We start from the raw sequence: 23,890 nt of genomic DNA, 5'->3' as shown, positions 1-23,890 counted from the left end.
AGACTCGCCCTCGTGCACGGAACGCGACGCGCGGGGCGACGGGGAGGGCTGTCCGTCGTCGCGGCGCTGCTCGCCCTCGCGTTCCTGGTGGCTCCGCCGGCCACCGCGCCCGCCCTGGCGTCGGTGGGCGGCGACGTCGCGGCGCACGTCAACGGCTCGCGCGCGGCCGCCGGTCTGGGCGGCCTCGCGTGGGAACCCGGCCTCGCGGCGGTCGCGCAGGCGTGGTCGGAGCAGATGGCAGCCGCCGGTGACCTCTCGCACAACCCCGCCGTCGGGGACCAGATCCCGGCCGGGTGGACGACCTGGGGCGAGAACGTCGCGTGGTCGACGGCGCCCAGCGCCGCCGGGTTCCACGCGTCCCTCATGGAGTCGCCGGGGCACCGCGCGAACATCCTGTCGCCGGCGTTCACCTCGATCGGCGTCGGGTACGCCGTCGCCGCCGACGGCTCCGGCTACCTCACCCAGGTGTTCGCCGCGTACCCGGGTGCCGCGGTGCCGCCGGTCGTGCCGGAGGAGCCGGCGGACCCGGGCGCGCCGCCCGCGGAACCGACGCCGGAACCAGCGGCGACCCTCCCGCCGGGATGGCTCGGCATCGGCGCCTCCGGACCCGACGTCGAGCGGCTGCAGGCCGACCTGGCCGCGCTCGGCCACGACGTCGCCGTCGACGGGGCGTACGGGCCGCGCACCTCCGCGGGCGTGAGCGCGTTCCAGCAGCAGGCGGGGCTCGCCGTCGACGGCGTCGCGGGTCCGGCGACGCTCGAGGCGGTCGCCGCAGCGCTCGCACGGTCCGCCACGCCCGATGTCTCGCCGTCGCCGGATCCGACGCCGTCCGCCCCGGCGGCGTCGAGCGCCGCGCCGTCGGACGTCGTCACGGCGAGCCCCACGCCGGACGCACAGACGTCGGACGCCGCCGAGGCGGCGACCGCGGCCGGCGGGGGGCCGGGTGCCGCCGCGTGGACGCTGCCGGCACTCGCCGGGCTGGCCGCCGTGGCGGTGGCCGCCGTGCTGTGGTGGCGCCGGCGTCAGGCGGCGCTCGCCGCCCGCCAGAGCCCCCGCACGTAGGCGGCCTGGCCCGCGTGCTGGAACGCGTCCGCGACGGTGCTCACCAGCCGGACGCCGAGCGTGACGGGCGGGTCCCACGCCGTGTCGACCACGCGGTCGAGGTCGCCCTCGGCCAGGCCCGCGAGATCCGCGAGCGTCGTGGCGTGCACCGCGTCGGCGTAACCACGCAGCTCGGCCGCCCCGACGCGCACGCGGGCGACGTCGTCCGGGGTGAAACCGTAACCCGTCGCCGAGGCGGGAAACGGCAGGTCGAAGCGTGTGGCCCAGCCGTCCTGGGTCCAGCACTCGGGGTGCCCGACGGCGTCGCTCACCTGCGCGTCGATCACGCGCGTCGCGTGCCAGACGAGCCACGCGGGCGTGTTCGCCGTCGGGCCCGCCCGCCACGTGAGCAGGTCGGGGCCGGCGTCGTCGAGCACGGAGGTGACGACCCCGTGGATCCGGACGAAGCAGTCGGTCAGCACATCGGTGGCTTGCATCCGACCAGTCTGCGAGCTCCGGTCGGCGCCCGCACGTCTCAGCGTGCCGGAAGCGTCGCCACGCGGACGTAGCGGCGTTCCGCGTCCGGGGACGGCCGCGACTCGACGAGCGCGAGACCGTGGCACCGCCACGCGCTCGTGCGCACCGCCGCGAGGGCCGCGACAGCGGGGCGCACGTCCTGCGCCGGCCGGTACCGAGCGAGCGTCACGTGCGGCACCGCGTCGTCGGCCGCCAGCGCAGTCCACGCCCGGAGGTCCACGTCGACCCCTGCCCACAGGACGCGCGCCCGCCGCGCGTCGGGGAACGCCCCGCCGCCCACGAGACGCAGCTCGAGCGGGCCGGTCTCCCTCGCCCGCTCCGCCCAGTGCGCCTGCACGGCCGGCACGTCGGCGTCGGGCACCTCGCCGAGGAACGCGACGGTCACGTGCCACAGCCGCGGGGAGACCCAGCGCGCGCCGTCGTCCCCGCCGCGGATCGGCTCGACAGCGGTCGCCAGCTGGGCGCGCACGGCTCCCGGCAGGGGGACCGCGACGAACAGGCGCACCGCGTCACCCGGCGCGCAGCTCGACGATGCCGCGGTTCGCGAGGGCGTCGGCGCGTTCGTTGCCCGGGTCGCCGGCGTGGCCCTTGACCCACACCCACCTCACCTCGTGGCGGGCCACCTCCGCGTCGAGGGCTCGCCACAGGTCCTCGTTCTTCACCGGCTTGCGGTCCGACGTCCGCCACCCGTTGCGCTTCCAGCCCGTGATCCATGAGGTCATGCCGTTCATCACGTACCGGGAGTCGACGTGCGCGACGACGACGCAGTCCCGCTTGAGCGTGCGCAGACCCTCGATCACGGCCGTGAGCTCCATGCGGTTGTTGGTGGTGGCAGCCTCGCCGCCCCAGAGCTCCTTCTCGCGCCCGGCGGACCGGAGTAGGACACCCCAGCCGCCCGGTCCGGGATTGCCCTTGCACGCCCCGTCGGTCCACATCTCGACGGAAGGGGGAACGCCGTCGAGCGGCGCGGGATCGTTCACCCGGACACTCTAGGGGCGCCGGGTGCGGCGGGTGCGGCGCCCGCCCTACGCTCGGGGAGATGAGCGACCAGGGGCTGGACCTCGCCCGTACCCGGATGGCGGAGGCCGCTGTGCCTGCCCTCGCGATCGACACCTTCGCGCGTCTCTACCGCGAGCTCGAACGTGGCGAGAGCGGGATGCTCGCGGAACGCGACGTCGCCCCGCTCGTCGACGTCGAGCATGCCGACGCCCTCGAGACCGCCGACGCGGGAGCGCTCGCCCGGACCGTGATGATCAAGCTCAACGGCGGGCTCGGCACGTCGATGGGCATGGACCGGGCGAAGTCGCTGCTCCCGGTCCGCGGCGAGGCCACGTTCCTCGACGTCATCGCGGAGCAGGTGCTGGCGGCGCGGGCGCGGCACGGCGTCCCGCTCCCGCTCGTGCTCATGAACAGCTTCCGCACCCGTGACGACTCGCTCGCCGCACTGGCCCGGCACCGCGACCTCGCCGTCGACGGCATCCCCTCCGACTTCCTGCAGAACCGGGAGCCGAAGCTGCGCGCCGACGACCTCACGCCGGTGACGTGGCCCGCCGACCCCGAGCTCGAGTGGTGCCCGCCGGGGCACGGCGACCTGTACACGGCGCTGCAGACCTCCGGCCTGCTGGAACGGTTGCTCGACGCCGGCTACCGCTACGCGAGCGTGTCCAACGCCGACAACCTGGGAGCCGTGCCCGACGCCGGGATCGCCGCGTGGTTCGCGGCGTCGGGGGCGGCGTTCGCCGCCGAGGTCGCGCGCCGCACGCCCGCCGACCGGAAGGGCGGGCACGTCGTCGTCCGGCGCAGCGACAGCCGACTCGTGCTGCGCGAGACGGCGCAGACCCGGCAGCAGGACCGTGCCGCGGCGTCCGACATCACCCGGCACAAGTACTTCAACACCAACAACCTGTGGCTCGACCTGGCCGCGTTGGCCGACCTGCTCGCGGAGCGTGACGGCGTCCTGCCGCTGCCGCTCATCAGCAACGCGAAGACCGTCGACCCGGCCGACCCCGACTCGACGCCGGTGATCCAGCTCGAGACCGCCATGGGGGCGGCGATCGAGGTGTTCGACGGCGCCCGCGTGCTGGAGGTGAACCGGTCGAGGTTCCTTCCGGTGAAGACGACTGACGACCTGCTCCTCGTCCGGTCGGACGTGTACGCGCTGGACGACGACGCCCGGCTCGTCGCCCGTGTCGCGGCACCGTTCGTCGAGCTGGACTCGCCGTACCGGCTGCTCGCCGGGTTCGACGCACGCTTCCCGGCCGGCCCTCCGTCGCTCGTGGACGCGACGTCCCTGCGGGTGCGCGGGGACTGGACGTTCGGGGCTCGCGTACGGGTGGTCGGCGACGCGGTGCTCTCCGCCGACGACGGCGCGGCGCGGCGGGTGCCCGACGGCGCGCTCGTCTCCGAGCGCGGGGCCGGGCGCTGACCCCGCCCGACGGGAACGTGCTCGCCAGGTGAGACGGATCGGGTCGTCCCGACGCCGCGGGCGTGTGCGCCGTAGCGTGCGCACGTGCTCGATCTCGCGACCGTCTCCGGCCGGCTGACGCTGGCCGCCGTCGTGCTGCTCGCCGCCACGCTCGGGTGGCTCCTGCTGCAGCGTGGCCGGGGCCGGGCGACACCCGTCCGGGAAGCCCGCCCCGACGACCGGCTCGCCGGGCTGCTGGCGGCGACGGGGGTTCCCGCGGGGCGCCGGGCGACAGTCGTCCAGGTGTCGGCGGCGGCGTGCGCGCCGTGCCGGCAGGCCGCCCGCGTGTGGGCGTCGCTCGCCCGGGAGGACGCGTCGGTCACGCACGTCGAGCTCGACGTCGAGGACCACGCGGAGCTGGTCGGCCGCCTGCACGTGCTGCGCACGCCCACGTCGTTCGTGTTCGACGGCGACGGGCGCCTCGTGAGTCGGGTCGCGGGAGCGCCGAGCCCAGGGCAGGCACGCGACGCCGTCCGGCCGCTCAGGGAGGCGGCTGCCGCATGACGCGTCCGACCGGGATCGACCCCCGCGGGCCACGTGTGGCGGCGGGCGTCACGAGCGTGCTGCTCGTCGTCGTCCTGGTGCTGGGCGGCGGCGTCGCCGGGACGCTGCTGCTGGGGCTCGTCGCCGCGTCGTTCGCGATCGGCGCAACGCGCGGCGTGAGCGCGACCTGGCAGGCGGCGCTGTTCCGGGCGGTCGTTCGACCGCGTCTCGGCCCGCCGGCGGAGCTCGAGGACCCGGCGCCGCCCCGGTTCGCCCAGCTCGTCGGGCTCGTGGTCACCGGCGCCGGGGTGGTCCTGGCCCTGCTCGGGGTCCCGGCCGCCGTCCCGGTCGCGGCAGCGGTCGCGCTCGCTGCCGCGTTCCTCAACGCCGCGTTCGGGTTCTGCCTCGGGTGCGAGATCTACACGCTCGGCGTGCGCCTCCGCCACCGCTCCACAGCCGCCTGACCGTCCGGCAGGGTGCGGCGATGGCTCACGCACCCGCCCCGGCCGACGAGCCGGGCGGCGTCTCCGACCGCTCGGCGTCGGCGATCTCCTCCTCCGGCCGCGGCGGCACCGTCTCGTCCTCCTCGAGGACCCGCAGCTCGAGCTCGGGCGGTTCCGTCGGTTCCGGTGGTGTGGCGCTCATACGTCCTCCTCAGGACAGTGCGGGGATCACCTCTCGCTCGAACAGCTCGAGGCTCGAACGGTCGTACGCCGCCTCGGAGAAGTAGAAGATGCCGTACGACAGGCCGGCATCCTTGACGGCGGAGAGCCGCTCCACGACCTGTTCCGGCGTGCCCGTGGCGAGCGCCGCGCGCTGGCCGGCCATGTGGTCGGCGGTGCGCTCCGGCCCCAGGTGCGGGAGCAGGCGCTCCTCGTGGACGCGCAGGCGCTCCTCCACCTCGGCCTCCGTGGCGCCGATCATGACGTTGTAGTTGGCGCTACGTGTGATCGCGTCGAAGTCGGTGCCGACGTCCGCGCAGTGCTGGGCGAGCACCCGGGACTTGTGCGAGAAGCCCTCGAGCGATCCGTCGAGGTTCGCGTACTGCCCGTACTTCGCCACGATCCGCAGCGTCACCTTCTCGCCGCCGCCGGCGATCCACAGCGGGATCCCGCCCTCCTGGAGCGGCAGCGGGCGAACGATCGCGCCGTCGACCTGGTAGTGCTCGCCCGCGAACGTCGCGACGCCGTCGCGCCACGCCTGCGCCATGATCTGGACGCCCTCGTCGAGCATCCCGAGCCGGATACCGGCGCGCGGGAACCCGTAGCCGTACGCGCGCCACTCGTGCTCGTACCAGCCGCCCCCGATCCCCATCTCCACGCGGCCGCCGGAGATGACGTCGATCGTGGCCGCGACCTTCGCGAGGTAGGCGGGGTTGCGGTACGCCATGCAGGTGCACATCTGGCCGAGCCGGACGCGCGAGGTGCTCGCGGCGAATGCCGCCATGAGGCTCCAGGCCTCGTGCGTCGCCTCCTCGCTCGGCACCGGCGTCGTGTGGAAGTGGTCGTAGACCCAGATCGACTCCCACGGGCCGGCGTCGGCGTGCGCCGCGAGCGACGACATCACCGACCACTGCTCCGCGGGGTCGATGCCCACGAGGTCGAACCGCCAGCCCTGCGGGACGAACATCCCGAATCGCATCGTCATGGCACCGGAGCCTACTGGCGTCGCCCCGCGGATCTCCCGTCCCGTCCGCCAGTCTGCCGGCGATCCGGCACGTACGCTTGACGACCATGGGTCCCGCGACGTCAGTCGACGCGCGCACGCTCGGCCGCGTGGCGGTGCGAGTGTGCGTGGCCCTCGCGTACGTCGCCCTCGCGTGGGCCGGCGCGGTGCCCTGGTGGTTCGTCATCGTGCTCGGCGCACGGGACCTCCTGCTCGTGTGCACCATCCCGTCGCTCCGCTCGCGCGGCTACCGCGGCTACCCCGTCCACGCGGCGGGCACCGTCGCCGTCGCTGCCCTGGCGGTCGGTGCCGCGGGCCTCGCGGTCGGGCTCGTACCCGGCACGTGGGGCACCGTCGGCTCCGTCGTCGGCTGGACCGGAGCTGGCTGGGGAGCCCTGGTCTCCTGGTACGGCGCGGTGCTCTACGTGCGGCAGCTCGCCGGGGTCCTGGCCGAGCCCGGCCTGAGCGTCGGGCCCGCACGGTGACCGGGAGCTCGGCCCCGCACGCCGGGCACCCCGTGCACTCCACGCGTCGGCCGGACGCGTCGATGACGCTGCTCGTCGAGGTGATGGAGCATCCGCTCGACCCCGCCTACGAGGATGCGGCGCGGCGGCGCGTCACCGGGGAGCGGGAACGGTCGCGCGGGCTCGAACGCGCGCTCGTGGGCGTGCTCGCCGTCGCACTCGGAGTGGGCGTCGTGGTCGCTGCACGCGACCTGCGGGCGCCGGCCGAGGTCACGACCGAGGCGCGCACCGTCCTCATCGAGGAGATCCAGACGCGGTCCGGGGAGAACGACGTGCTCGCGGAGACGAACGTCGACCTCGCGGCTGAGATCAGCGACCTCCAGGAGGCCGCCCTCGAACGCTCCGACCCGCAGCTCGTCGCCCAGCTGCAGCGCCTCGGCGTCGCGTCCGGCTCGTCGCCCGTGCACGGCCCGGGACTGGTCATCGGGCTCACCGACTCCGACCGGGCGCTGGCGGAGCCGGACGAGCACCCCGAGGAACGCGTCCAGGACGCCGACCTCCAGGTCGTCGTCAACGGCCTGTGGGCCGCTGGCGCCGAGGCGATCACCATCAACGGCACGCGGGTCACGGCGATCAGCGCGATCCGCACGGCGGGGCAGGCGATCCTCGTCGACCTGGTCCCGCTGAGCCCGCCCTACGAGGTGGCGGCGATCGGGAACACCCAGGACCTGCGCACCCGGCTCGCACGCACCCCGGCGGCCGGGCATCTTGCCGTGCTGCGCGACCAGTACGGCATCGGCACCTCGGTCACGGTGCACAATGACCTGCGGATGTCCGGCGCGAGTCCCGCGTCGCTGAGCTACGCCCAGCCGGTCGGGACGACCCAGGGAGGAGACGAGCAGTGATCGCCGTCCTCGGTCTCGCCCTCGGCATCATCGTGGGCCTCATCGTCTCGCCCACCGTGCCGACCGAGCTCCAGCCGTACCTGCCCATCGCCGTCGTCGCGGCGCTCGACGCGCTGTTCGGCGGGGTCCGTGCGCGGCTCGACGGCGTCTTCGACGACCGCGTGTTCGTCACGTCCTTCCTGTCGAACGTGGTCGTCGCTGCCCTGCTCGTGTTCCTCGGCGACCAGCTCGGCGTCGGCGCCCAGCTCAGCACCGCCGTCGTCGTGGTGCTCGGCATCCGCATCTTCTCCAACGCGGCCTCGATCCGACGATCACTGCTGAAGGCCTGAGATGGCACACGTCCCCGAACCCTCCGACGTCAGCGCCGGCGCCGTCGTCCCGGCTCCCGCGCGCCGGCGCTGGTTCAGCCGGTCCCAGCTGCTCGTCGCCGCGCTGTGCGCTCTGCTCGGCTTCGCCATCGTGCTCCAGGTGCGCCAGACGCGTGCCGACGAGTTCGCGTCGATGCGCCAGGACGACCTGGTGCGGCTCCTCGACGAGATCACGCAGCGGGGAGAGGAGCTCACCGAGGAGCAGAGCCGGCTCCGTCGTGACCGGAACGACCTCCTCAGCGGTTCCGACGCCCAGCAGGTCGCCGAGCGCAACGCCACGGTCCAGGGGATCCTCGCCGGCACGCTCCCGGTCGAGGGCCCGGGTATCGAGCTGGCGATCTTCGACGCCGAGGACGCCGTGCGGGCCTCGACGTTCGTGCACGTGATCGAGGAGCTGCGCAACGCCGGGGCGGAGAGCATCGAGGTCAACTCCGTCCGGATCGGTACGTCGAGCTACGTGGTCGACGGCGACGGCGGCGTCGTCATCGACGACATCCAGGTCACGAGCCCCTACACGATCCTCGCCATCGGCGAGCCACAGACGCTGAGCGTCGCGCTGGACATCCCCGGGGGAGCGCTGGCGACGATCCGCACGGCCGGCGCCCGCGTGGACGTGCAGGAGTCGGACCTCGTCCAGATCCTGTCCACCCGGACGCTCGCCGACCCGGAGTACGCGGTCCCCGCCCCGGACGACGACGACTGAGCTCCGCCTCCCGGTGGACCAACCTGGCCGGTAGGGTGAACCGTCTGGGGAGCGACAGACGTGCAGCGTGAGGAGGCCGGTGATGAGCGAGCCGGGTAGAGAACCGGACGAGACCTCCGTGGGGGCTGGGTCGAGCGGGCCGGCCAGAGGGCCGGACGAGACGTCCGTCGGGCCCGGGTCGGGCACGACCGCCCACTACGAGAACGTCGCCGCGGGCCGGGACACCGAGACCCCGCTCGGGCAGCAGCTCGGCCCCACCGACGCGGCCGCCGTCGAGGCGCTGCCGGCGTCGTCGGCGTTGCTCATCGTGCAGCACGGCCCGAACTCCGGTGCCCGGTTCCTCCTGGACGCCGAGTCGACGTCGGCCGGGCGGGACACCCGCGCGGACATCTTCCTCGACGACGTCACGGTCTCCCGGCGGCACGCCGACTTCCGGCGTGAGGAGGGCGGGTTCGTCGTCCGGGACGTCGGCTCCCTCAACGGCACGTACGTCAACCGGGAACGCATCGAGTCCGCTCGGCTCAAGGCGGGCGACGAGGTGCAGATCGGGAAGTACCGGCTGACGTTCCACCCGAGCCCACGGCGCAGCGAGGCCGACGAGGCGTGAGCGTGCCAGGTTCCGCACGGCGTAGCGACGAGAGCCCGGGGGCGGGCGACGACGCGCCGGTCGTCGCCGAGCCGTGGCCGCGCGGTGTCTCCCGCAATCCCACGATGAACATCGGCGCGGTGCTCGCCGTGCTCAAGCGCGAGTTCCCGGCCGTCAGCCACTCCAAGCTGCGCTTCCTCGAGGACCAGGGCCTCGTCGCCCCCCGCCGCACGCCGGCCGGCTACCGGGTGTTCTGCCAGGCCGACGTCGAACGCCTGCGCTTCGCGCTCGCCGCACAGCGCGACAGCTTCCTCCCGCTGCGGGTCATCCGGGAGCGGCTCGCCGAGCTCGACTCCGGCGCCGAGTCGGCGCCCGAGGCTCGACTGGCGTCGGCCGACGGCGAGCTGACGGGGGCCCTGCCCCGCGGACGCCTGCACGCCGCCGAGCTCGCGGAGCTGACCGGTGTGACCGTCGAGCGGGTCGGTGAGCTGGCCTCGGCGGGGCTGATCTCCGCCGACGCGGCGGGTCGCTACCCGAGCGCCGCCGTCGCGATCGTGCAGCTCGCGCAGGATCTCGGCACCCACGGCATCGACACCAGGCACCTCCGTCTGATGCGGGCCGCGGCGGACCGTCAGGTCGACGTCGTCGCGCAGATCGTCGCACCGCTGCGAGGCCACGGGAACGCGCAGTCGGCGGCGGTCTCGCGGGAACGCGCCACGGCCGTGGCCGGCGACCTCACCGAGCTGCTCAGCCGGCTGCACGGTGCTCTCGTGCGGGCCGGGGTCGAGCGACTCACCTGAGGCGCGCGTAGCCTGGAGGGCATGTCCGCCGACGAGTCGTCCGACGCTCCCGGGAGCATGCGCACGATGGACGTGCTCGGGGTCCGAGTCCGGCTGCCGGCGAGCGAGGTCGTGGTGCTCCTGGCCGAGCGTGGGGGGCAGCTCGTCGTGCCGATCCTCATCGGGCCGCGGGAGGGGGCGGCGATCGCGTCCGCGCAGGCGGGCATCGTGCCGCCCCGGCCGCAGACCCACGACCTGCTGCTCGACGTCGTGACGATCCTCGGGTCGTCGCTCGTCGAGGTCCGCGTCGTGGCGCTGCGCGAGGGGACGTTCTACGCCGAGCTCGAGCTCGCGGGCGGGATCGTCGTGGACTCCCGGGCGTCGGACGCCATCGCTCTCGCCCTGCGCGCCGAGGTGCCGATCCGCTGCGCCCCCGACGTGCTCGCGACGGCGGGGATCGAGCTCGAGGAGGAGGATCCCGACGACGCCGACCAGCAGGAGCGCGCGACCCGCGAGATCGAGGAGTTCCGGAACTTCCTCGACCACGTCAGCGCCGAGGACTTCGGTGACTCACCGGGCGGGAACGAGGGGACTCAAGCCGATCGTTGACCTTCGACCTCATGGTGAGACACGCCGCTCCGACACGCCGAGGCGTTCGACGCGGCGCGGCTCGTTGACGCGCGATGCGCACCGCCCTAGCGTGGCGTGACGTCACCCCCACACCGGCAACGGGCCGGGCGGGCGTACGATCATGACGCAGGGTGCGCGGAACGGAGACCGGTGTGAGCAGCACTGAGGCAGGCGCGAACGTCGCCGGCGCGACCCCACAGCGGGCGCAGGGGCTCCTGTTCGGGGACACCCTCCCGGATCTGGACACCACGACCGGCTACCGCGGTCCGACGGCGTGCCGCGCCGCCGGCATCACGTATCGCCAGCTCGACTACTGGGCGCGGACCGGGCTGGTCGAACCGAGCATCCGCTCGGCGTCGGGCTCCGGCACGCAGCGCCTGTACAGCTTCCGCGACGTCCTCGTGCTCAAGGTCGTCAAGCGGCTTCTCGACACCGGCGTCTCGCTGCAGCAGATCCGCTCCGCCGTCGACCACCTGCGCGAGCGGGGCGTGGACGACCTCGCGCAGATCACCCTCATGAGCGACGGCGCGAGCGTCTACGAGTGCACGTCGGCCGACGAGGTGTTCGACCTGGTGCAGGGCGGCCAGGGCGTGTTCGGCATCGCCGTGGGCCGTGTGTGGCGTGAGGTCGAGGGCACGCTCGCGGAGTTCCCGACCGAGCGGGCCGAGGACGACGCCGCGGCGTCCGGTGACGACGAGCTCGCGCAGCGTCGCCGCGCACGGCACGCCGGCTGACGACGTTGGACGTCACGAAGGTCGCGCACGCGTGCGTGCGCATCACCACCCCGCAGGTCACGCTCGTCATCGACCCGGGTTCGTTCGGCCCGGCCGACGCCACACGCGACGCCGACGTCGTGCTCGTCACCCACCAGCACGCCGACCACGTGGTACCCGAGCAGCTGGTGGCGGCGCTCGACGCCGATCCGGAGCTGGTCGTCCACGCCCCGGCCGACGTGGTGACCCTCATCGGCGGTCCCGACGCACGCCGTCGGCCCGTGCGCGCCGGCGAGGAGCTGGCCTTTGGCGACGTCACGGTGCGGGCTGTGGGGGAGTGGCACGCCGTCGTCCACGAGGACCTTCCTCGCCCGCTCAACCACGGCTACGTCGTGCGGTCCGGTCCGCACGCCGTGTACCACCCGGGCGACGCGCTGACCGCGCCGGGCGAGGACGTCGACCTGCTCCTCCTGCCGGTGAGCGGACCGTGGCTGAAGCTCGCGGAGGTCGTCGACTTCGCGCGTGCGGTCGCGCCGCGGGTGGCGGTCCCCATCCACGAGTCGCTCGCCTCGGACCTGGGGCTCGGGCTCATCGGCCGGCAGCTCGGCCCGGACGGGCTCGGCATCGCCCCGGCTGCGTACCGGACCTGGTCCGACGGCGAGACGCTCGCCCTCGCCGACCTCTGACCCCTCGCTCGAGGTCCGTGGCCACGCCGCGATCCTGCGCTCACGACCGCCGCCCCGCGCCCGCCGCGATGTGCTTGAGTCGAGGGTCCGTCAGCCAACCGCGCGGCCCGAGGTGGGACACACGCACGCCGGCGACGGCGATCGCGGTGCGGACGGCGTCGATGGGTCCGGCGCCGCACGCCGTCGCGTAGGCGAAGGCACCGTGAAACGCGTCCCCGGCGCCCAGCGTGTCGACGACGTCGACGGCGGGGACCGGGACGTCGCCGGCCCCGTCGGCCGTCCACCAGCGCACCGGCCGCGCTCCCTGGGTGACGGCCACGAAGGCGGGACCGAGCGCCGTCGTCGCCCCGTCCGGTGCGCCGCCACCGGGGAACCGGAACGTGCCGGAGAAGACGGCGGCGCCGACGAGAGGCAGGAGCTCGTCGACGAGCGGCTTGTGGCTCCCGCCGTCGAGGACCACCGGGACCGCGTGGCGTCCGGCGGCCGAGACCACCGGCAGCGCGAGAGCAGGGTGGTGCCCGTCGAGGAGGACGACGTCGGCCGCTGCCACCATACGATCCGCCTCCTCGGGGGGCAGGGGCCGCGGAGCGGGGGCCGAGGCGGCGCTGCTCACGACCGAGCGCTCGCCCGTGTGCTCGACGACGACGGCGCTCGACGGGGCGGCAGCCTCCTCCTGGACGGCGAGATCGACGACGACGACGCCGCACGCGTCCAGGTCGTGCGTGAGCGCGCGCCCGATCGGCCCGCGCCCGATCGCCGTCACGAGCGTGGCCATTCCACCGAGGGCGGCGAACGTGGCGGCGGCGACCGCGGCCGGACCACCCGCCGCGACGTCGGTGCGGGTGGCGACGACCTTCTCGTCCGGACCGGGCCGCGCGGCGACGCGGTGCACGACGTCGAGGGTCGCGAGCCCGACGAACAGGCCGCGCACCTCCGGGGCGCTCACGTCAGCTTGCGCAACGTGCGCAGGTTCCGGTTCGTGGTGCTCTGCCGGTACGCCTTGCGGGCCAGGACCTTCGAGACGGCGGTGTCGAGCGTCGAACCCTTCGGGCACTCCCAGTACAGGACGCCGTCCCCGGGTGCGACCTGTTCGTCCGCGCCGCTCGTGCCCACCACGCTCGTCGCCTCGGCCGTGAGCTCGGCGAGCACCCCGGGGTGCGAGCCGAACACGACGTACGCGTGGTGGCCCTCGCGGTCGGGTTCGAACGGGTACGCCGCGACGACCTGCGCCACGTGTGCGCTCGTCGTCAGGACGATCCACGCGTCGTAGCCGAACGTGTCCGACAGCTCCGACTCGATGCGGGTCTTGAGCCGCTCGACGGGCTCGTCGGAGCTGAACACGAGGTTCCCGCTGGCCAGGACGGTGCGCACGTCGTCGAGCCCCATCCCGCGGGCCATCTCCGCAAGCCGGGCCGACCGCACCGTGATGCCCCCGACGTTCACGCCCCGCAGGAGCGCCACGTACCGCGTCATGCGACCAGGCTATCGACGCCGCCTCAGCACTCGCGCCGTGCGTGCCCCGCCGACATGATGTGCGCACGAGCCCGGACCGCGACGTCCGGGGCAGGTCACCGCCACCAGAGGGAGCAGCCATGCCGAACGGGAAGCCGAACATCCTGGTGATCTGGGGCGACGACATCGGCATCACGAACCTCAGCTGCTACAGCGACGGCCTCATGGGGTACTGGACCCCGAACATCGACCGCATCGCCGCCGAGGGCATGCGCTTCACCGACTCGTACGGGGAGCAGAGCTGTACCGCGGGCCGGTCGTCGTTCATCACCGGGCAGAGCGTGTTCCGCACCGGCCTGAGCAAGGTCGGGATCCCGGGCTCGCCCATCGGCCTGCAGGCGGAGGACCCCACCATCGCGGAGCTGCTGAAGCCGCTCGGGTACGCGACCGGACAGTTCGGGAAGAACCACCTCGGCGACAAGAACGAGTTCCTCCCGACGGCGCACGGGTTCGACGAGTTCTACGGCAACCTTTACCACCTCAACGCCGAGGAGGAGCCCGAGCTGCCGAACTGGCCGTCGCCCGAGGACTTCCCGGGGTTCAACGAGCGTGCACGCCCCCGCGGGGTCATCCACTCCTGGGCGACGGACGTCGACGACCCGACCGAGGACGGCCGCTTCGGTCCGCGCGGCAAGCAGCGGATCGAGGACACCGGGGCGCTCACGAAGAAGCGGATGGAGACGGTCGACGAGGAGTTCGCCGCCGCCGCGCAGGACTTCATCGCACGCCAGGTGGACGCGGACACGCCGTTCTTCGTGTGGATGAACACGACGCACATGCACTTCAGGACGCACCCGAAGCCGGAGAGCGTGGGTCAGGCCGGACGGTGGCAGTCGCCGTACCACGACACGATGATCGACCACGACCGCGTCGTCGGGGGCCTGCTGGACCAGCTCGACGAGCTCGGCATCGCCGAGGACACGATCGTCATCTACTCGACGGACAACGGGCCGCACATGAACACGTGGCCCGACGGCGGGATGACGCCGTTCCGCAGCGAGAAGAACACGAACTGGGAGGGTGCGTTCCGGGTGCCCGAGATGATCCGGTGGCCCGGGCGGATCGCGGCCGGCGTCGTGTCGAACGAGATCGTCCAGCACCACGACTGGCTGCCCACCTTGCTCGCGGCGGCCGGCGACACGGGCGTCGTCGACGACCTCAAGCAGGGGAAGACGATCGGCGACGTCACCTACAAGGTGCACATCGACGGCTACAACCTGCTCCCGTACCTGACCGGCGAGGCCGACGAGAGCCCGCGCAAGGGGATGGTCTACTTCTCCGACGACGGCGACGTGCTAGCGCTCCGGTTCGACAACTGGAAGGTCGTGTTCATGGAGCAGCGGGTGCCCGGGACGCTCCGCGTGTGGGCCGAGCCGTTCGTACCGTTGCGGGTCCCGCTCCTGTACAACTTGCGCACCGACCCGTTCGAGCGGGCGACGATCACGTCGAACACCTACTACGACTGGCTGTTCGACAACGACTATCTCGTCTTCGCGTCGCAGGTGATCATGACGCAGTTCCTGGCGACATTCCGTGAGTACCCGCCGCGCCAGCGCGCCGCGAGCTTCAGCATCGACCAGGCGGTCGAGAAGCTCCAGTCGTTCCTCGGCAGCAACTGAGGATGTCGGCGATCGCTCGCGACGGCGGGGGAGAGGGGCTCGTCCGGATCGAGGGCGGGGAGTTCACGATGGGCTCCGACGTCCACTACCCGGAGGAGGCTCCCGCGCACCGCGTGGCGGTGGACGGCTTCGAGATCAGTCCCACGCAGGTGACCAACCGCGAGTTCACCCGCTTCGTCGAGGACACGAGGTACCGCACCGTGGCCGAGCGTCCGCTCGACCCGGCGGCCTTCCCGGGGGCGCCTGCGGAGAACCTCGCGCCGGGATCGATGGTGTTCACGCCGACGGCGGGTCCGGTGGATCTGCGGCACCTGAGCCAGTGGTGGGCGTGGACCCCGGGGGCGAGCTGGCGCCGTCCGCTCGGCCCGGGCTCGTCGGTACGGAAGCGGCTCGACCACCCGGTGGTGCACGTCGCGTACGAGGACGCCGAGGCGTACGCCGCGTGGGCCGGCCTGCGGCTGCCCACGGAGGCCGAGTGGGAGCTCGCGGCGCGCGGTGGGCTCGACGGCGCCGAGTTCACCTGGAGCGACGAGCCGGAGGCCGCGGGGGAGCGGCGGGCGAACTACTGGCACGGCGACTTCCCGTGGCGCGCGGAGCCCGGCTACGGGGCGACGGCGCCGGTGGGCTCCTACCCGGCCAACGCCTACGGGCTGCACGACATGGCGGGCAACGTGTGGGAGTGGACGTCGGACTGGTACCGGGCGCACGATGCCGGCGGGTGCTGCATCCCGAGGAACCCCAGGGGAGGGGACGCGGCCTCGAGCGTCGACGCGGCCCAGCCGTTCACCGTCCCGCGCCGCGTCGTCAAGGGCGGCTCGTTCCTCTGCGCCGACTCGTACTGCCGGCGATACCGACCCGCGGCGCGTCGTCCGCAACAGGTCGACACCGGGATGAGCCACGTCGGCTTCCGGTGCGCCCGTTGACCTCGCGGGGACGGCCGGACGCGCACGCTCAGCCGAGAACGCGCTCCAGCGCGGCGTAGGTGGCGTCGACGTCGTCGGCGACGGACTCGACGACGCGCGTCGCCGGCCGCTGCGCCACGGCGTCCCGCACGCGGTCGTACAGCTCGTGGAACGCGGTGTCCCCACCGGCCCGACGGACGAGGGTGGCGGCGTCGACGTGCTCACGGTTCTCGGGCGCCGCGGAGCGGGCGTCGAACCGGTGCCACGCCTCCTCGCGCTCCGCGACCACGACCACCTCGAGGAAGGTCACGTCGACCTCCGTGGCGAGCGCGTCGAGGCGCTCGATGAACTCCAGCCTCCCGAGGAGCTGCGGGACGACGACGTCGTGACCGGCCACGAGATGGGTCCGCGCCATCGCGACGGCGAGCTCACGCGCGAGGAGGCCGGCCGCCGTCGGGTCGTCCGCCCAGCCGCCGAGCATGCCGCGCACCCGGTCGATGTCGAGCGCGAGGCTCATCGGGTGGTGCGCGGCGTAGCGGGCCGCGAGGGTCGACTTGCCGACGGCGGGAGCTCCGTTGAGCAGGATGAGGCGGGGCATCGGCTCCGACGGTATCCGCAGCGTGGCGATTACGACGACGACGGCGCGTACCGCAGGATCGCCGCGGCGTCACCGCCCCCCGGGACGTCCTCGCGCCGCACCGCCAGCAGGCGGGCGCCGGTGTCCCAGGCACGGCGGGCGATCTCGTCCACGATCCCGTACACGGCACCCTCGCCGCCCTCCGTGAACGTGACCTGCCCGGCGTCGTCCAGGTTGCCCGGGAGCACCGCGTCGACGTCGACGAACAGGGTCTCGACCGCGCCCTCGGTCACCAGACGGGCGATCTCGGCGACGTCCTGCGCCGTCCGTCCGGCGCCGGTGCGGTCCTCGAACGTCGCACGCAGCGCCGCGAGCTGGGAGGCGTACCACGCGTCGAGGTGCTCACGCGCGGCGGCCACGAGCTCGGTGTCGGTCAGCGCCTCCGGGCTCCCCTGGACGGTCCCCGGGGCGAGCGCGGGGTAGTGGCACACGGCACGGAACGCACTGGCCATCGGCTCCGTCGCGGCCAGCACGAGGGGTGCGCCCCGCCCGTGGAGGAACGTCCGCAGCGCCTGCTCGACCTGGCGCGCGTACTGGTGCACGCGGACGTCGCGCCCCTCCGCCCTCGTCAGGCGCCGCGGCGGCGGAGCGTCGTCGAGGGCACCGGGCCCCATCGCCGTGACCAGGTCCGCGGGCATTCCCGCCACGTCGACGAGCTCGGGCGCGGCGTCCGGGATCGTCTCGAGCACGCGCGCGGACCCGATCGCGAGGGCGAGCACGAACGCGGTCTGCGGAAAGGTCACGGCGCGGAGGAGCGGCTTGACGAAGAACCGGCTTCCGCCGCCTGCGAACGGCGCGAGCCGGTTGGGCAGCCGGAAGGCCGACGTCTGGTCCGGAGTCGCGAAGACCGCGAGCGTGCGAGCCTGGTAGCGCCAGAACTCGGAGTCGTCGTGCAGGTGGTCGAGACGTTCCGCGACGGCGTCGCGTTCGGTCCGGCCGGCGCGCTCCAGCTGGCTCAGCGCCTGACGTGCCAGGTTCCGGAACTCGATGCGCTCGGCCTCCCCGGTGGAGGCTGGGTCCGTCGGGACGTACAGCGTCACGGCAGCCGGGGAGCGGACGTCCCACAGCGCAGTGATCTCGGCGGTCGTAGGGATGTCGGTGTGGAGCGTCATCGCCGTCCTCGACTCTCGTGCGGCTCCGGGCTCCTCGAGTCTGCCCGAGGGTGCCCGGCGGCGCGACGGGGAGCGTCAGGTCGGCGTCCGCGACGATCACCGCGTCGTTCCCGCGGGCGGCGGCGCTATCCGAGCTGGTCGCGGCGTCGCGTGAGGTATGCGGTCTCGGCGGTGTTGCCCGCCAGCTCGATGGCTCGGTCGTATGCCTCGCGTGCCTCGCGACTGCGACCCAGACGACGCAGCAGGTCGGCCCGGGTCACGTGGAACGCGTGGTAGCCGTCCAAGGAGTCCGCGAGGCTGTCGACGGCGGCCATGGCCACGTCCGGCCCGTCGAGCTCCGCCACGGCGACGGCCCGGTTGAGGGCGACCACCGGCGAGGGGTCGAGCCGCACGAGCTGGTCGTACAGGGCGACGACCTGCGACCAGTCCGTGTCCCGGACGTCGCGGGCGGAGGTGTGCACGGCGTTGATCGCCGCGAGGACCTGGTACCGACCCGGGGCCACCCGGGCAGCCAGGCGCTCGCGCACCAGCCGGTGACCCTCGGCGATCAGCCCCGCGTCCCAGGTGCCGCGGTCCTGCTCGACGAGGGTGACCAGCTCGCCGCCAGCCGAGACCCGCGCGGGACGCCGAGCCTCGGTCAGGAGCATCAGTGCCAGCAGGCCGGCCGCCTCGCCGTCCTCCGGCACGAGCTCCCGGATCAGCCGGGCGAGCCGGATGGCCTCGGCAGTGAGGTCGCGACGCACGGGGTCGACGTCGGAGCCCGTCGCCAGGTAGCCCTCGTTGAAGACGAGGAACAGGACGGCGAGCACCCCGGAGACCCGGGCCGGGAGGTCCTCCCCGGACGGCACCCGGTACGGGATGCGGGCGGCCTTGATCTTGGCCTTCGCACGGGTGATCCGCTGCCCCATGGTGCTCTCCTGCACGAGGAAGGCGCGCGCGATCTCGGGAACGGTGAGGCCGCCGACCATGCGCAGCGTCAGGGCCACCCGGGCCTCGATCGCGAGTGCCGGGTGGCAGCACGTGAAGATGAGCCGGAGCCGGTCGTCGTCGATCACGCCGAGGGGCTCGGGCGGGTCGTCGTCGTACAACAGCCGGGCCTCCTTCTGCTTGCCGTCGCGCTTGCTCTCACGCCGGATCCGGTCGATCGCCCGACGGTTCGCGGTCGTGGTGAGCCAGGCGCCGGGCTTGGGCGGAACGCCGTCGGCGGGCCACCGCTCGACGGCGATCGCGAACGCCTCGGCGGCGGCGTCCTCGGCGACGTCGAGATCGCCGAACCGCCGCGTCAGGGACGCCACCACCCGGGCCCACTCCTCCGAGTGGGCCCGGGTGATCGCCTCCCGCGCGTCGCTCACGCTCGCGGGCACCTCACTCGAACGTCGTCCGTTGGGGCAGGAACTCACGGACCTCCTGGGTGCAGCGGCAGGCCGCGGCGAACTTGGCCGCCCACTGCAACGCCTCCTCGCGCGTGGGTACCTCGACGATCACGAAGCCGCCCAGGAACTCCTTGGTCTCCGGGTACGGGCCGTCGGTGATCGTCCCGTCGGCCTCGACCACGCTCACGTGCTCGAGCCCCGTCAGCCCGGCGCCGAAGATCCAGGCGCCCGCAGCAACGGCCTCTTGCTCCACGGCATGCGCGTCTCGCGCCACCTCGGGCAGATCCTCCTCGGGAGCCGTCCACCAGCTCGCCTGGAACGAGATCAGGTACTGCGTCATTCTCGAATCCTCTCCTCTTCTCGTGCGGCTGCCCGTCGGGCCGCCGTCACCTTCCCTGGTCACGCTTCTCCTTCGATGAATGGCCGCACCTCCACCTTCCGGTTGCAGGCCCTGGACGCCTCGGTGGCGAGCTGGAGCACGACGTCGAGATCGGGTGCCTCGAGGATCCAGAACCCGCCGAGGTACTCTTTCGTCTCCACGAACGGCCCGTCCGTGAACGCGGCCTCCGGGCCCCGGTTGTCGATCACCGTCGCCGTGGAGGGCGCTCCGAGGCCACCGGCGAACACCCAGAACCCGTCGGTCTTGAGGCGTTCGTTGAACACGTCGATGGCCGACATCTCGTCGTCGGTCGCGCGGGCCGCCATCTCGTCGTCCGGGGGAAGGTCGGCCGTGTCGTCGATCACGGACACCAGGTAGTGCATCTCGCTCATCTCCTTGTGGTTCGAGGTGTCAGGCACGGCGGGTGCTCAGGCGCCGGCGTACTGCGGGCGCCCGGCCGGCCGGTAGACCTGGAGCGTGATGCCCCTCGGGAAGGATCGCGACTCGACCAGCTGGAGCGCCAGGTCCGGGCCGGACTCGGGGAACAGGCGGGTACCCGCGCCGACGATGACGGGGCAGACGAGCAGGTTCACCTCGTCGACGAGGTCGTGCTCGAGCAGCCAGCGAATCAGTCTGCCGCTGCCGGGCACATTGAGCGTCCCGCCTGGCCTGGACCTCAGCTCCCCGACGGCCGCCGCGAGGTCACCGGAGAGGACGGTGGTGTTCGCCCATTCCGGGTCGGTGAGCGTGGTCGACGCCACGTACTTCGGAGCGGAGTTCAGGGCGTCGGCGATGGGGCCGCTGCCCGGCTGCATCGCACCCCAGTAGCCGGCGAAGAGCTCGTACGTGCGCCGGCCGAAGAGGAACGCGTCAGCGCTCTGGTACTGCTGGTCGACGTACGCCATGGCTTCGTCGTCGAACAGAGGGATGGCCCACCCGCCGCGCTCGAACCCAGGGTCGAGGTCGGGGTTTCGCCCGCCGTTGGCCTGCATCACTCCATCGACGGTGACCTGCGTGGTGGTCGTCAGCTTCATGGTCGCGGTCCTTCCCGTTGTGGGCGCCTCTCGTGGACTGCCTCTGACCCTGCAACGAACGCCGTTGCCCCGATCCGACACCACGCCCAGAACGTGCTCGAGGCCGGCCGACACCCCGGTGTGACGGCGTCGACTCCCGCTGACCCAGGCGGCGCAGCACGCCGCATCTCGTGCTGGGCGCCCTGCTGCCGACATCCGGATGACAGGCCGGAGGCCGGGGGAGGACCGTCTCGTCCGCCATCACGTGACGCCGTCGTCACAGGTTGCGTCGGTCAGCCACCGGTGAACATCTCGATGCTCAGCTCGACACCGGCAGCCGCGCAGGCGTCGGAGAGGGACTCCATGGCTCCCCACTACTCGGGGGACCTGATGCCGACCGGTTCCATCGCCCCGCTGGATTGCGCGGAACGATCGTGCTAGGCCTGGCGGAACTCGGCGCGCCAGATTCCGGGATTGTGGGGGGAGTCCGGGACTGCGAGCTCCTCGGTCGAGACCGGCGTCAGCCCGTCCTGGCCGAACGCCTCGATCTCCGCCCGGGTCAGCGGCCAGGGCGGGCCGTCGTCATCGCCTTCGACGGCGATGGCCTGGATCGCCAGCAAGGTGCCGCTCGACGCCACCAGTGAGCGGACGCCGGCGGTGAGCTCGCTGCGGACACTCCGGTTCACGGCCTGGACTGTGTAGATCTCGACGACCAGGTCGAAGGCGTGGAGCCACGCGCGCGGCAGCTCGAGCAGGTCCCCGACGGCGTAGGTCACCGGTGACCCGGGATGGCGCTCGCGGGCCGCGGCGACAGCGGTGGGGGAGATGTCGAATGCCGTCGTCTCGTAGCCGAGCCGAGCCAGGTACTCGGCGTCGGCACCAAGTCCGCACCCGACGACCACGGCCGTTCCGCTCGCTGTCCCCGGATCGCGATCGTTGGTCCAAGAGGCAAGTGCGGGGTGCGGGTCGCCCCGGTCCCACGGCATCGTGACGTCGCCGGCCGTGGCGGACGACCAGAGCTCCTCGAACCAGCCGGTGGGATCGGACGGATCAGCGTTGCCGAGACGCGCGGTCTCGGACTGCCACGTGCGGGGCTCAGCCACGGCGACAACCCTATGTCGTGACCGTGGCTTTCGGATCCGCGCGGTCGCTATGTCGCCGCCGCACGGGGCGCGCCACCGACTGACAACGCGCGCGCTCAGGCTTAGCGCCCCCCGACGCCCGTGGACGGCGGTTGTGGCACAGCTAGATGAACGCCTCGCCGATCTCCGAGGTCCCGCCGGTTTCGCCAGACGACGGCGTAGTCGTATCGGCGCGGTGACCGGAATGGGAGGCACACCATGCCTTTCGCGGATAGAGCCGGGGCGCCTGCGCGCCTAGCCATAGACTCACCGTTTATGGACATGCTGAACGGCGAACAGATCGTCGCGGCAAACCTGACGGACTGGCGCAAGCTGGCCCAGGGACTGCATGCCCGCTACGTGGTTGCCGACTTCGGCACCGCCGCACGGTTCGTCGCCGCTGTGGGGGAGGCGGGCGACGCGCTCGGCCACCACCCGCGCGTGTCGATCGGCAGGGGGTATGTCGACCTCAAGCTGGTCAGCGACGACGCGATCTACCGCGATGGCGAGGGCACCGAGCACGTCGTCGAGTGGGTGACCCAGCAGGACGTCGACCTGGCGCGACGGATCACCGAGATCGCCGCCGACCACGAGGTCGCCGCCGACCCGGCTTCGGTCAGCGACATCGAGCTCGGCCTTGACACAGCGCGCTCCGCGACCATCGCCCCGGTGTGGGCCGCCCTACTGACCGGGAGCGCCGAGGCACAGGGCCGCGGATCTCCCAGCGACGAGATCCGGGACGCCACGGGACGGGTGCCGAACCTGTGGTTCGGGGACGTCGACGAGTACGAGACCCCGCGGCAGCGGTTCCACATCGAGGTCTATGTGGCGCCTGAGGTGGCTGTGCAACGGATCGCCGCTGTCGTCGCCGCGGGTGGGACCGTCGTCGACGAGAGCAACGCGCCCGCGCTCACCGTGATCGCCGACCAGGACGGCAACCAGGGAATCGTCTGCGTCGACGTGTCCGCTGCGAAGGGCGTCGAGCAGTAGGAGCGTCCGGCGACGCGGTAGGGAATGGCCTCGCAGTGGGGACTCCCTGGCTCTACTGGACACGCTGCGTATCAAGTCCGGTCGTATTCGGCTCTGATCAGACCCCGATCGGGCGATTCTCCGGTGCCGGGTTGTCGAGCCCGTCAGATGGTGTCGTCGCAGCGGATGCCAGGGCGCGGCCAGGGACACGGTGGTCCGGCGGTTGGCGCACGAGCCGTTCGGGTGGCGGCCCACGGTGTTGGAGGTCAGCCTCCGCCGATACCGGTGTAACGCCGCCTCCGACGACCGGAACACGGACCGACGACGTGCCGCGAGCCGTCAGTCGCCGACGCTGCCGTCGATCATCTCGCGCAGGATGTCCGCGTGGCCCGCGTGCCGGCCGGTCTCCAGGATCACGTGCAGGTACACCCACCGCAACGTCAGCTCCCTGCCCCGCGGTGCGTAGTCGAGGCTGTGCTGGGCGGCGATCTCGCGGGAGCGGTCGCACTCCGCCTGGTAGGCGCCGATGACGTCGTCGAGCTTCTCGTTCGGCTCCAGCCGCAGGTCGGCCTCCGGGTCTGCGTCGGTCCACGGCGGCGTGGGCAGCTCCGCGGCGGGGATCTGCCCGATCTGCTCGGCGAACCCGCCCAGTTCCACCCACCGCAGGTGTTTGATCAGGCCGCCGAGGTTGGTGCCGGTCGGCACCGGGCTGCGCCGGGCGTCCTCCTCCGACACCCCGCGGGCCTTGCGCACGACGGCGTCGCGCAGGTAATCCAGGAACGTCTCGAGTTGCTCGCGCTCGCTGGCGGCGACCACGCTGCCGAGGATCTCACTCGGTCTAGTCATGGCCCGAACGTAGCACGCGGGCCGACTCTCGCACCGGGGCTATTTGGGCTCTTCGCAGTCGCAATTGAGGGTGTATTCCGGTCGGCGCGTCGGTGGCCGGGTAGGGGTCGAGGTCTCCCGAGGATGGAGGTGACTATGCCGTCCATCTGGAAGACCTCGACATGTCTGACGCTACCTTCGCCCGCCCTGACCTGACCACGTTCGCTCGTCTTGATGATCTCGGGCTCGAAATGCTCGGGCAGCGGTTGGAGCCCGATCGGGCGATTCTCCGGTGCCGGGTTGTCGAGCCCGACAGATGGTGTCGTCGCTGCGGATGCCAGGGCGCGGCCAGGGACACGGTGGTCCGGCGGTTGGCGCACGAGCCGTTCGGGTGTGCCAACACC

Annotated in this window: 31 protein-coding genes and 2 pseudogenes; 18 read left to right on the top strand and 15 right to left on the bottom strand. The window is 72.9% G+C overall.

What is annotated here, in order from left to right; genetic code table 11:
- Window positions 1-12 precede the first annotated feature (12 nt).
- Window positions 13-1,062, top strand: a complete 1,050-nt coding sequence (locus BCAV_RS21625; protein ID WP_015882608.1) for a CAP domain-containing protein — start codon at window positions 13-15, stop codon at window positions 1,060-1,062.
- On the opposite strand, the gene BCAV_RS10650 is transcribed toward BCAV_RS21625, so the two are convergent.
- From BCAV_RS10650 to rnhA, 3 genes are read right to left on the bottom strand one after another with little or no spacing between them, the layout of a single operon-like run.
- Complete coding sequence (locus BCAV_RS10650; RefSeq protein ID WP_015882607.1) at window positions 1,023-1,538, bottom strand: mycothiol transferase; 516 nt, start codon at window positions 1,536-1,538, stop codon at window positions 1,023-1,025. The genes BCAV_RS21625 and BCAV_RS10650 overlap by 40 nt on opposite strands.
- 38 nt (window positions 1,539-1,576) lie before the next feature.
- Window positions 1,577-2,083 carry an RNA 2',3'-cyclic phosphodiesterase gene (thpR, locus tag BCAV_RS21620; RefSeq protein ID WP_015882606.1) on the bottom strand — a complete coding sequence of 169 codons (507 nt, stop codon included), beginning with the start codon at window positions 2,081-2,083 and terminating at the stop codon, window positions 1,577-1,579.
- 4 nt (window positions 2,084-2,087) lie between these two features.
- Window positions 2,088-2,513, bottom strand: coding sequence for a ribonuclease HI (rnhA, locus tag BCAV_RS10640; protein ID WP_015882605.1), 426 nt, complete (start codon window positions 2,511-2,513; stop codon window positions 2,088-2,090).
- Between the two features lie 104 nt (window positions 2,514-2,617).
- Between rnhA and BCAV_RS10635 the strand changes: the two genes are divergently transcribed.
- The 3 genes from BCAV_RS10635 (at window position 2,618) to BCAV_RS10625 (ending at window position 4,989) form a co-directional block, all read left to right on the top strand.
- Complete coding sequence (locus BCAV_RS10635; protein ID WP_015882604.1) at window positions 2,618-4,003, top strand: UTP--glucose-1-phosphate uridylyltransferase; 1,386 nt, start codon at window positions 2,618-2,620, stop codon at window positions 4,001-4,003.
- Between the two features lie 84 nt (window positions 4,004-4,087).
- Window positions 4,088-4,546, top strand: a complete 459-nt coding sequence (locus tag BCAV_RS10630; RefSeq protein ID WP_015882603.1) for a thioredoxin family protein — start codon at window positions 4,088-4,090, stop codon at window positions 4,544-4,546.
- Window positions 4,543-4,989: a DUF4395 domain-containing protein gene (locus tag BCAV_RS10625; protein ID WP_015882602.1), complete on the top strand. Its 447-nt coding sequence runs from the start codon at window positions 4,543-4,545 to the stop codon at window positions 4,987-4,989. Before BCAV_RS10630 ends, BCAV_RS10625 begins: the two co-directional genes overlap by 4 nt.
- A 25-nt stretch (window positions 4,990-5,014) precedes the next feature.
- Here the strand turns inward: BCAV_RS10625 and BCAV_RS22955 are convergent, their stop codons facing one another.
- Together BCAV_RS22955 and BCAV_RS10620 are read right to left on the bottom strand one after the other, a co-directional pair.
- A complete protein-coding gene (locus tag BCAV_RS22955) occupies window positions 5,015-5,170 on the bottom strand; it encodes a hypothetical protein (RefSeq protein WP_015882601.1) in 156 nt (51 codons plus the stop codon).
- A 9-nt stretch (window positions 5,171-5,179) separates the two neighbouring features.
- Window positions 5,180-6,166 (bottom strand): LLM class F420-dependent oxidoreductase, encoded by a 987-nt coding sequence (locus BCAV_RS10620; RefSeq protein WP_043349440.1) that lies wholly within the window; start codon window positions 6,164-6,166, stop codon window positions 5,180-5,182.
- A 92-nt stretch (window positions 6,167-6,258) separates the two neighbouring features.
- On the opposite strand from BCAV_RS10620, the gene BCAV_RS10615 reads away from it, so the two are divergent.
- The 9 genes from BCAV_RS10615 to BCAV_RS10575 all read left to right on the top strand — a co-directional run bounded on the left by BCAV_RS10615 (window position 6,259) and on the right by BCAV_RS10575 (window position 12,024).
- Entirely contained in the window at window positions 6,259-6,675 is a 417-nt protein-coding gene (locus tag BCAV_RS10615) for a hypothetical protein (RefSeq protein WP_015882599.1), read from the top strand.
- A 62-nt stretch (window positions 6,676-6,737) separates the two neighbouring features.
- Entirely contained in the window at window positions 6,738-7,559 is an 822-nt protein-coding gene (locus tag BCAV_RS10610) for a DUF881 domain-containing protein (protein WP_015882598.1), read from the top strand.
- The gene (locus BCAV_RS10605) at window positions 7,556-7,888 is read left to right on the top strand and encodes a small basic family protein (protein ID WP_015882597.1); all 333 of its coding nucleotides are present in this window, start codon (window positions 7,556-7,558) and stop codon (window positions 7,886-7,888) included. Before BCAV_RS10610 ends, BCAV_RS10605 begins: the two co-directional genes overlap by 4 nt.
- Window position 7,889: 1 nt before the next feature.
- Window positions 7,890-8,630 (top strand): DUF881 domain-containing protein, encoded by a 741-nt coding sequence (locus BCAV_RS10600; RefSeq protein ID WP_015882596.1) that lies wholly within the window; start codon window positions 7,890-7,892, stop codon window positions 8,628-8,630.
- 82 nt (window positions 8,631-8,712) lie between these two features.
- The gene (locus tag BCAV_RS10595; RefSeq protein WP_015882595.1) at window positions 8,713-9,237 is read left to right on the top strand and encodes an FHA domain-containing protein; all 525 of its coding nucleotides are present in this window, start codon (window positions 8,713-8,715) and stop codon (window positions 9,235-9,237) included.
- A 2-nt stretch (window positions 9,238-9,239) separates the two neighbouring features.
- Window positions 9,240-10,016 carry a transcriptional regulator FtsR gene (ftsR, locus tag BCAV_RS10590; protein ID WP_043349429.1) on the top strand — a complete coding sequence of 259 codons (777 nt, stop codon included), beginning with the start codon at window positions 9,240-9,242 and terminating at the stop codon, window positions 10,014-10,016.
- Window positions 10,017-10,037: 21 nt separating this feature from the next.
- Complete coding sequence (locus BCAV_RS10585; protein WP_245528835.1) at window positions 10,038-10,604, top strand: bifunctional nuclease family protein; 567 nt, start codon at window positions 10,038-10,040, stop codon at window positions 10,602-10,604.
- Between the two features lie 173 nt (window positions 10,605-10,777).
- Window positions 10,778-11,359: a MerR family transcriptional regulator gene (locus tag BCAV_RS10580; RefSeq protein WP_015882592.1), complete on the top strand. Its 582-nt coding sequence runs from the start codon at window positions 10,778-10,780 to the stop codon at window positions 11,357-11,359.
- A gap of 5 nt (window positions 11,360-11,364) precedes the next feature.
- A complete protein-coding gene (locus BCAV_RS10575; RefSeq protein WP_015882591.1) occupies window positions 11,365-12,024 on the top strand; it encodes an MBL fold metallo-hydrolase in 660 nt (219 codons plus the stop codon).
- A 40-nt stretch (window positions 12,025-12,064) separates the two neighbouring features.
- Here BCAV_RS10575 and BCAV_RS10570 read toward each other — a convergent pair whose 3' ends face one another.
- Both BCAV_RS10570 and BCAV_RS10565 read right to left on the bottom strand, forming a co-directional pair.
- Complete coding sequence (locus tag BCAV_RS10570; protein WP_245528834.1) at window positions 12,065-12,970, bottom strand: PfkB family carbohydrate kinase; 906 nt, start codon at window positions 12,968-12,970, stop codon at window positions 12,065-12,067.
- On the bottom strand, window positions 12,967-13,497 hold the full coding sequence (locus tag BCAV_RS10565; RefSeq protein ID WP_015882589.1) for a DUF1697 domain-containing protein: 531 nt from the start codon (window positions 13,495-13,497) through the stop codon (window positions 12,967-12,969). The genes BCAV_RS10570 and BCAV_RS10565 overlap by 4 nt, the downstream gene beginning before the upstream one ends.
- 119 nt (window positions 13,498-13,616) lie before the next feature.
- Between BCAV_RS10565 and BCAV_RS10560 the strand changes: the two genes are divergently transcribed.
- Both BCAV_RS10560 and BCAV_RS10555 read left to right on the top strand, forming a co-directional pair.
- A complete protein-coding gene (locus BCAV_RS10560) occupies window positions 13,617-15,155 on the top strand; it encodes an arylsulfatase (RefSeq protein WP_015882588.1) in 1,539 nt (512 codons plus the stop codon).
- Between the two features lie 2 nt (window positions 15,156-15,157).
- A complete protein-coding gene (locus BCAV_RS10555; protein WP_015882587.1) occupies window positions 15,158-16,078 on the top strand; it encodes a formylglycine-generating enzyme family protein in 921 nt (306 codons plus the stop codon).
- Between the two features lie 28 nt (window positions 16,079-16,106).
- Here the strand turns inward: BCAV_RS10555 and BCAV_RS10550 are convergent, their stop codons facing one another.
- The 7 genes from BCAV_RS10550 to BCAV_RS10520 form a co-directional block, all read right to left on the bottom strand.
- Window positions 16,107-16,655, bottom strand: a complete 549-nt coding sequence (locus tag BCAV_RS10550) for an AAA family ATPase (RefSeq protein WP_015882586.1) — start codon at window positions 16,653-16,655, stop codon at window positions 16,107-16,109.
- A gap of 29 nt (window positions 16,656-16,684) precedes the next feature.
- Window positions 16,685-17,806, bottom strand: coding sequence for a baeRF11 domain-containing protein (locus BCAV_RS10545; RefSeq protein ID WP_015882585.1), 1,122 nt, complete (start codon window positions 17,804-17,806; stop codon window positions 16,685-16,687).
- A 125-nt stretch (window positions 17,807-17,931) separates the two neighbouring features.
- Window positions 17,932-19,158 carry an RNA polymerase sigma factor gene (locus tag BCAV_RS10540; protein ID WP_015882584.1) on the bottom strand — a complete coding sequence of 409 codons (1,227 nt, stop codon included), beginning with the start codon at window positions 19,156-19,158 and terminating at the stop codon, window positions 17,932-17,934.
- Window positions 19,159-19,171: 13 nt separating this feature from the next.
- The gene (locus BCAV_RS10535) at window positions 19,172-19,519 is read right to left on the bottom strand and encodes a YciI family protein (protein ID WP_015882583.1); all 348 of its coding nucleotides are present in this window, start codon (window positions 19,517-19,519) and stop codon (window positions 19,172-19,174) included.
- A 59-nt stretch (window positions 19,520-19,578) separates the two neighbouring features.
- Entirely contained in the window at window positions 19,579-19,941 is a 363-nt protein-coding gene (locus tag BCAV_RS10530) for a YciI family protein (protein ID WP_015882582.1), read from the bottom strand.
- Between the two features lie 45 nt (window positions 19,942-19,986).
- Window positions 19,987-20,592 carry a dihydrofolate reductase family protein gene (locus BCAV_RS10525; protein ID WP_015882581.1) on the bottom strand — a complete coding sequence of 202 codons (606 nt, stop codon included), beginning with the start codon at window positions 20,590-20,592 and terminating at the stop codon, window positions 19,987-19,989.
- A gap of 416 nt (window positions 20,593-21,008) precedes the next feature.
- Entirely contained in the window at window positions 21,009-21,674 is a 666-nt protein-coding gene (locus tag BCAV_RS10520) for a class I SAM-dependent methyltransferase (RefSeq protein WP_015882580.1), read from the bottom strand.
- A 294-nt stretch (window positions 21,675-21,968) separates the two neighbouring features.
- Between BCAV_RS10520 and BCAV_RS10515 the strand changes: the two genes are divergently transcribed.
- On the top strand, window positions 21,969-22,682 hold the full coding sequence (locus BCAV_RS10515) for a VOC family protein (RefSeq protein WP_043346994.1): 714 nt from the start codon (window positions 21,969-21,971) through the stop codon (window positions 22,680-22,682).
- Between the two features lie 100 nt (window positions 22,683-22,782).
- A pseudogene (locus BCAV_RS22125) lies at window positions 22,783-22,951 on the top strand (ISL3 family transposase); the annotation flags it as partial.
- A 49-nt stretch (window positions 22,952-23,000) separates the two neighbouring features.
- Here the strand turns inward: BCAV_RS22125 and BCAV_RS10510 are convergent.
- Window positions 23,001-23,507 carry a DinB family protein gene (locus tag BCAV_RS10510; RefSeq protein ID WP_015882578.1) on the bottom strand — a complete coding sequence of 169 codons (507 nt, stop codon included), beginning with the start codon at window positions 23,505-23,507 and terminating at the stop codon, window positions 23,001-23,003.
- A 161-nt stretch (window positions 23,508-23,668) separates the two neighbouring features.
- Between BCAV_RS10510 and BCAV_RS10505 the strand changes: the two are divergent.
- Window positions 23,669-23,878, top strand: a pseudogene (locus tag BCAV_RS10505) (ISL3 family transposase); the annotation flags it as partial.
- Between the last annotated feature and the right edge of the window lie 12 nt (window positions 23,879-23,890).

It is taken from the genome of Beutenbergia cavernae DSM 12333 (assembly GCF_000023105.1).
GTDB lineage: Bacteria > Actinomycetota > Actinomycetes > Actinomycetales > Beutenbergiaceae > Beutenbergia > Beutenbergia cavernae.
This window is presented reverse-complemented; position numbering and strand designations above follow the sequence as displayed.

Coding starts and splice junctions, on each gene's coding strand:
- BCAV_RS10650 (WP_015882607.1), bottom strand. CDS start 1,538: ATGCAAGCCACCGATGTGCTGACCGACTGCTTCGTCCGGATCCACGGG.
- rnhA (WP_015882605.1), bottom strand. CDS start 2,513: ATGTGGACCGACGGGGCGTGCAAGGGCAATCCCGGACCGGGCGGCTGG.
- BCAV_RS10635 (WP_015882604.1), top strand. CDS start 2,618: ATGAGCGACCAGGGGCTGGACCTCGCCCGTACCCGGATGGCGGAGGCC.
- BCAV_RS10625 (WP_015882602.1), top strand. CDS start 4,543: ATGACGCGTCCGACCGGGATCGACCCCCGCGGGCCACGTGTGGCGGCG.
- BCAV_RS22955 (WP_015882601.1), bottom strand. CDS start 5,170: ATGAGCGCCACACCACCGGAACCGACGGAACCGCCCGAGCTCGAGCTG.
- BCAV_RS10620 (WP_043349440.1), bottom strand. CDS start 6,166: ATGCGATTCGGGATGTTCGTCCCGCAGGGCTGGCGGTTCGACCTCGTG.
- BCAV_RS10615 (WP_015882599.1), top strand. CDS start 6,259: ATGGGTCCCGCGACGTCAGTCGACGCGCGCACGCTCGGCCGCGTGGCG.
- BCAV_RS10610 (WP_015882598.1), top strand. CDS start 6,738: ATGACGCTGCTCGTCGAGGTGATGGAGCATCCGCTCGACCCCGCCTAC.
- BCAV_RS10600 (WP_015882596.1), top strand. CDS start 7,890: ATGGCACACGTCCCCGAACCCTCCGACGTCAGCGCCGGCGCCGTCGTC.
- BCAV_RS10595 (WP_015882595.1), top strand. CDS start 8,713: ATGAGCGAGCCGGGTAGAGAACCGGACGAGACCTCCGTGGGGGCTGGG.
- BCAV_RS10585 (WP_245528835.1), top strand. CDS start 10,038: ATGTCCGCCGACGAGTCGTCCGACGCTCCCGGGAGCATGCGCACGATG.
- BCAV_RS10565 (WP_015882589.1), bottom strand. CDS start 13,497: ATGACGCGGTACGTGGCGCTCCTGCGGGGCGTGAACGTCGGGGGCATC.
- BCAV_RS10560 (WP_015882588.1), top strand. CDS start 13,617: ATGCCGAACGGGAAGCCGAACATCCTGGTGATCTGGGGCGACGACATC.
- BCAV_RS10555 (WP_015882587.1), top strand. CDS start 15,158: ATGTCGGCGATCGCTCGCGACGGCGGGGGAGAGGGGCTCGTCCGGATC.
- BCAV_RS10550 (WP_015882586.1), bottom strand. CDS start 16,655: ATGCCCCGCCTCATCCTGCTCAACGGAGCTCCCGCCGTCGGCAAGTCG.
- BCAV_RS10545 (WP_015882585.1), bottom strand. CDS start 17,806: ATGACGCTCCACACCGACATCCCTACGACCGCCGAGATCACTGCGCTG.
- BCAV_RS10535 (WP_015882583.1), bottom strand. CDS start 19,519: ATGACGCAGTACCTGATCTCGTTCCAGGCGAGCTGGTGGACGGCTCCC.
- BCAV_RS10530 (WP_015882582.1), bottom strand. CDS start 19,941: ATGCACTACCTGGTGTCCGTGATCGACGACACGGCCGACCTTCCCCCG.
- BCAV_RS10525 (WP_015882581.1), bottom strand. CDS start 20,592: ATGAAGCTGACGACCACCACGCAGGTCACCGTCGATGGAGTGATGCAG.
- BCAV_RS10515 (WP_043346994.1), top strand. CDS start 21,969: ATGGACATGCTGAACGGCGAACAGATCGTCGCGGCAAACCTGACGGAC.
- BCAV_RS10510 (WP_015882578.1), bottom strand. CDS start 23,507: ATGACTAGACCGAGTGAGATCCTCGGCAGCGTGGTCGCCGCCAGCGAG.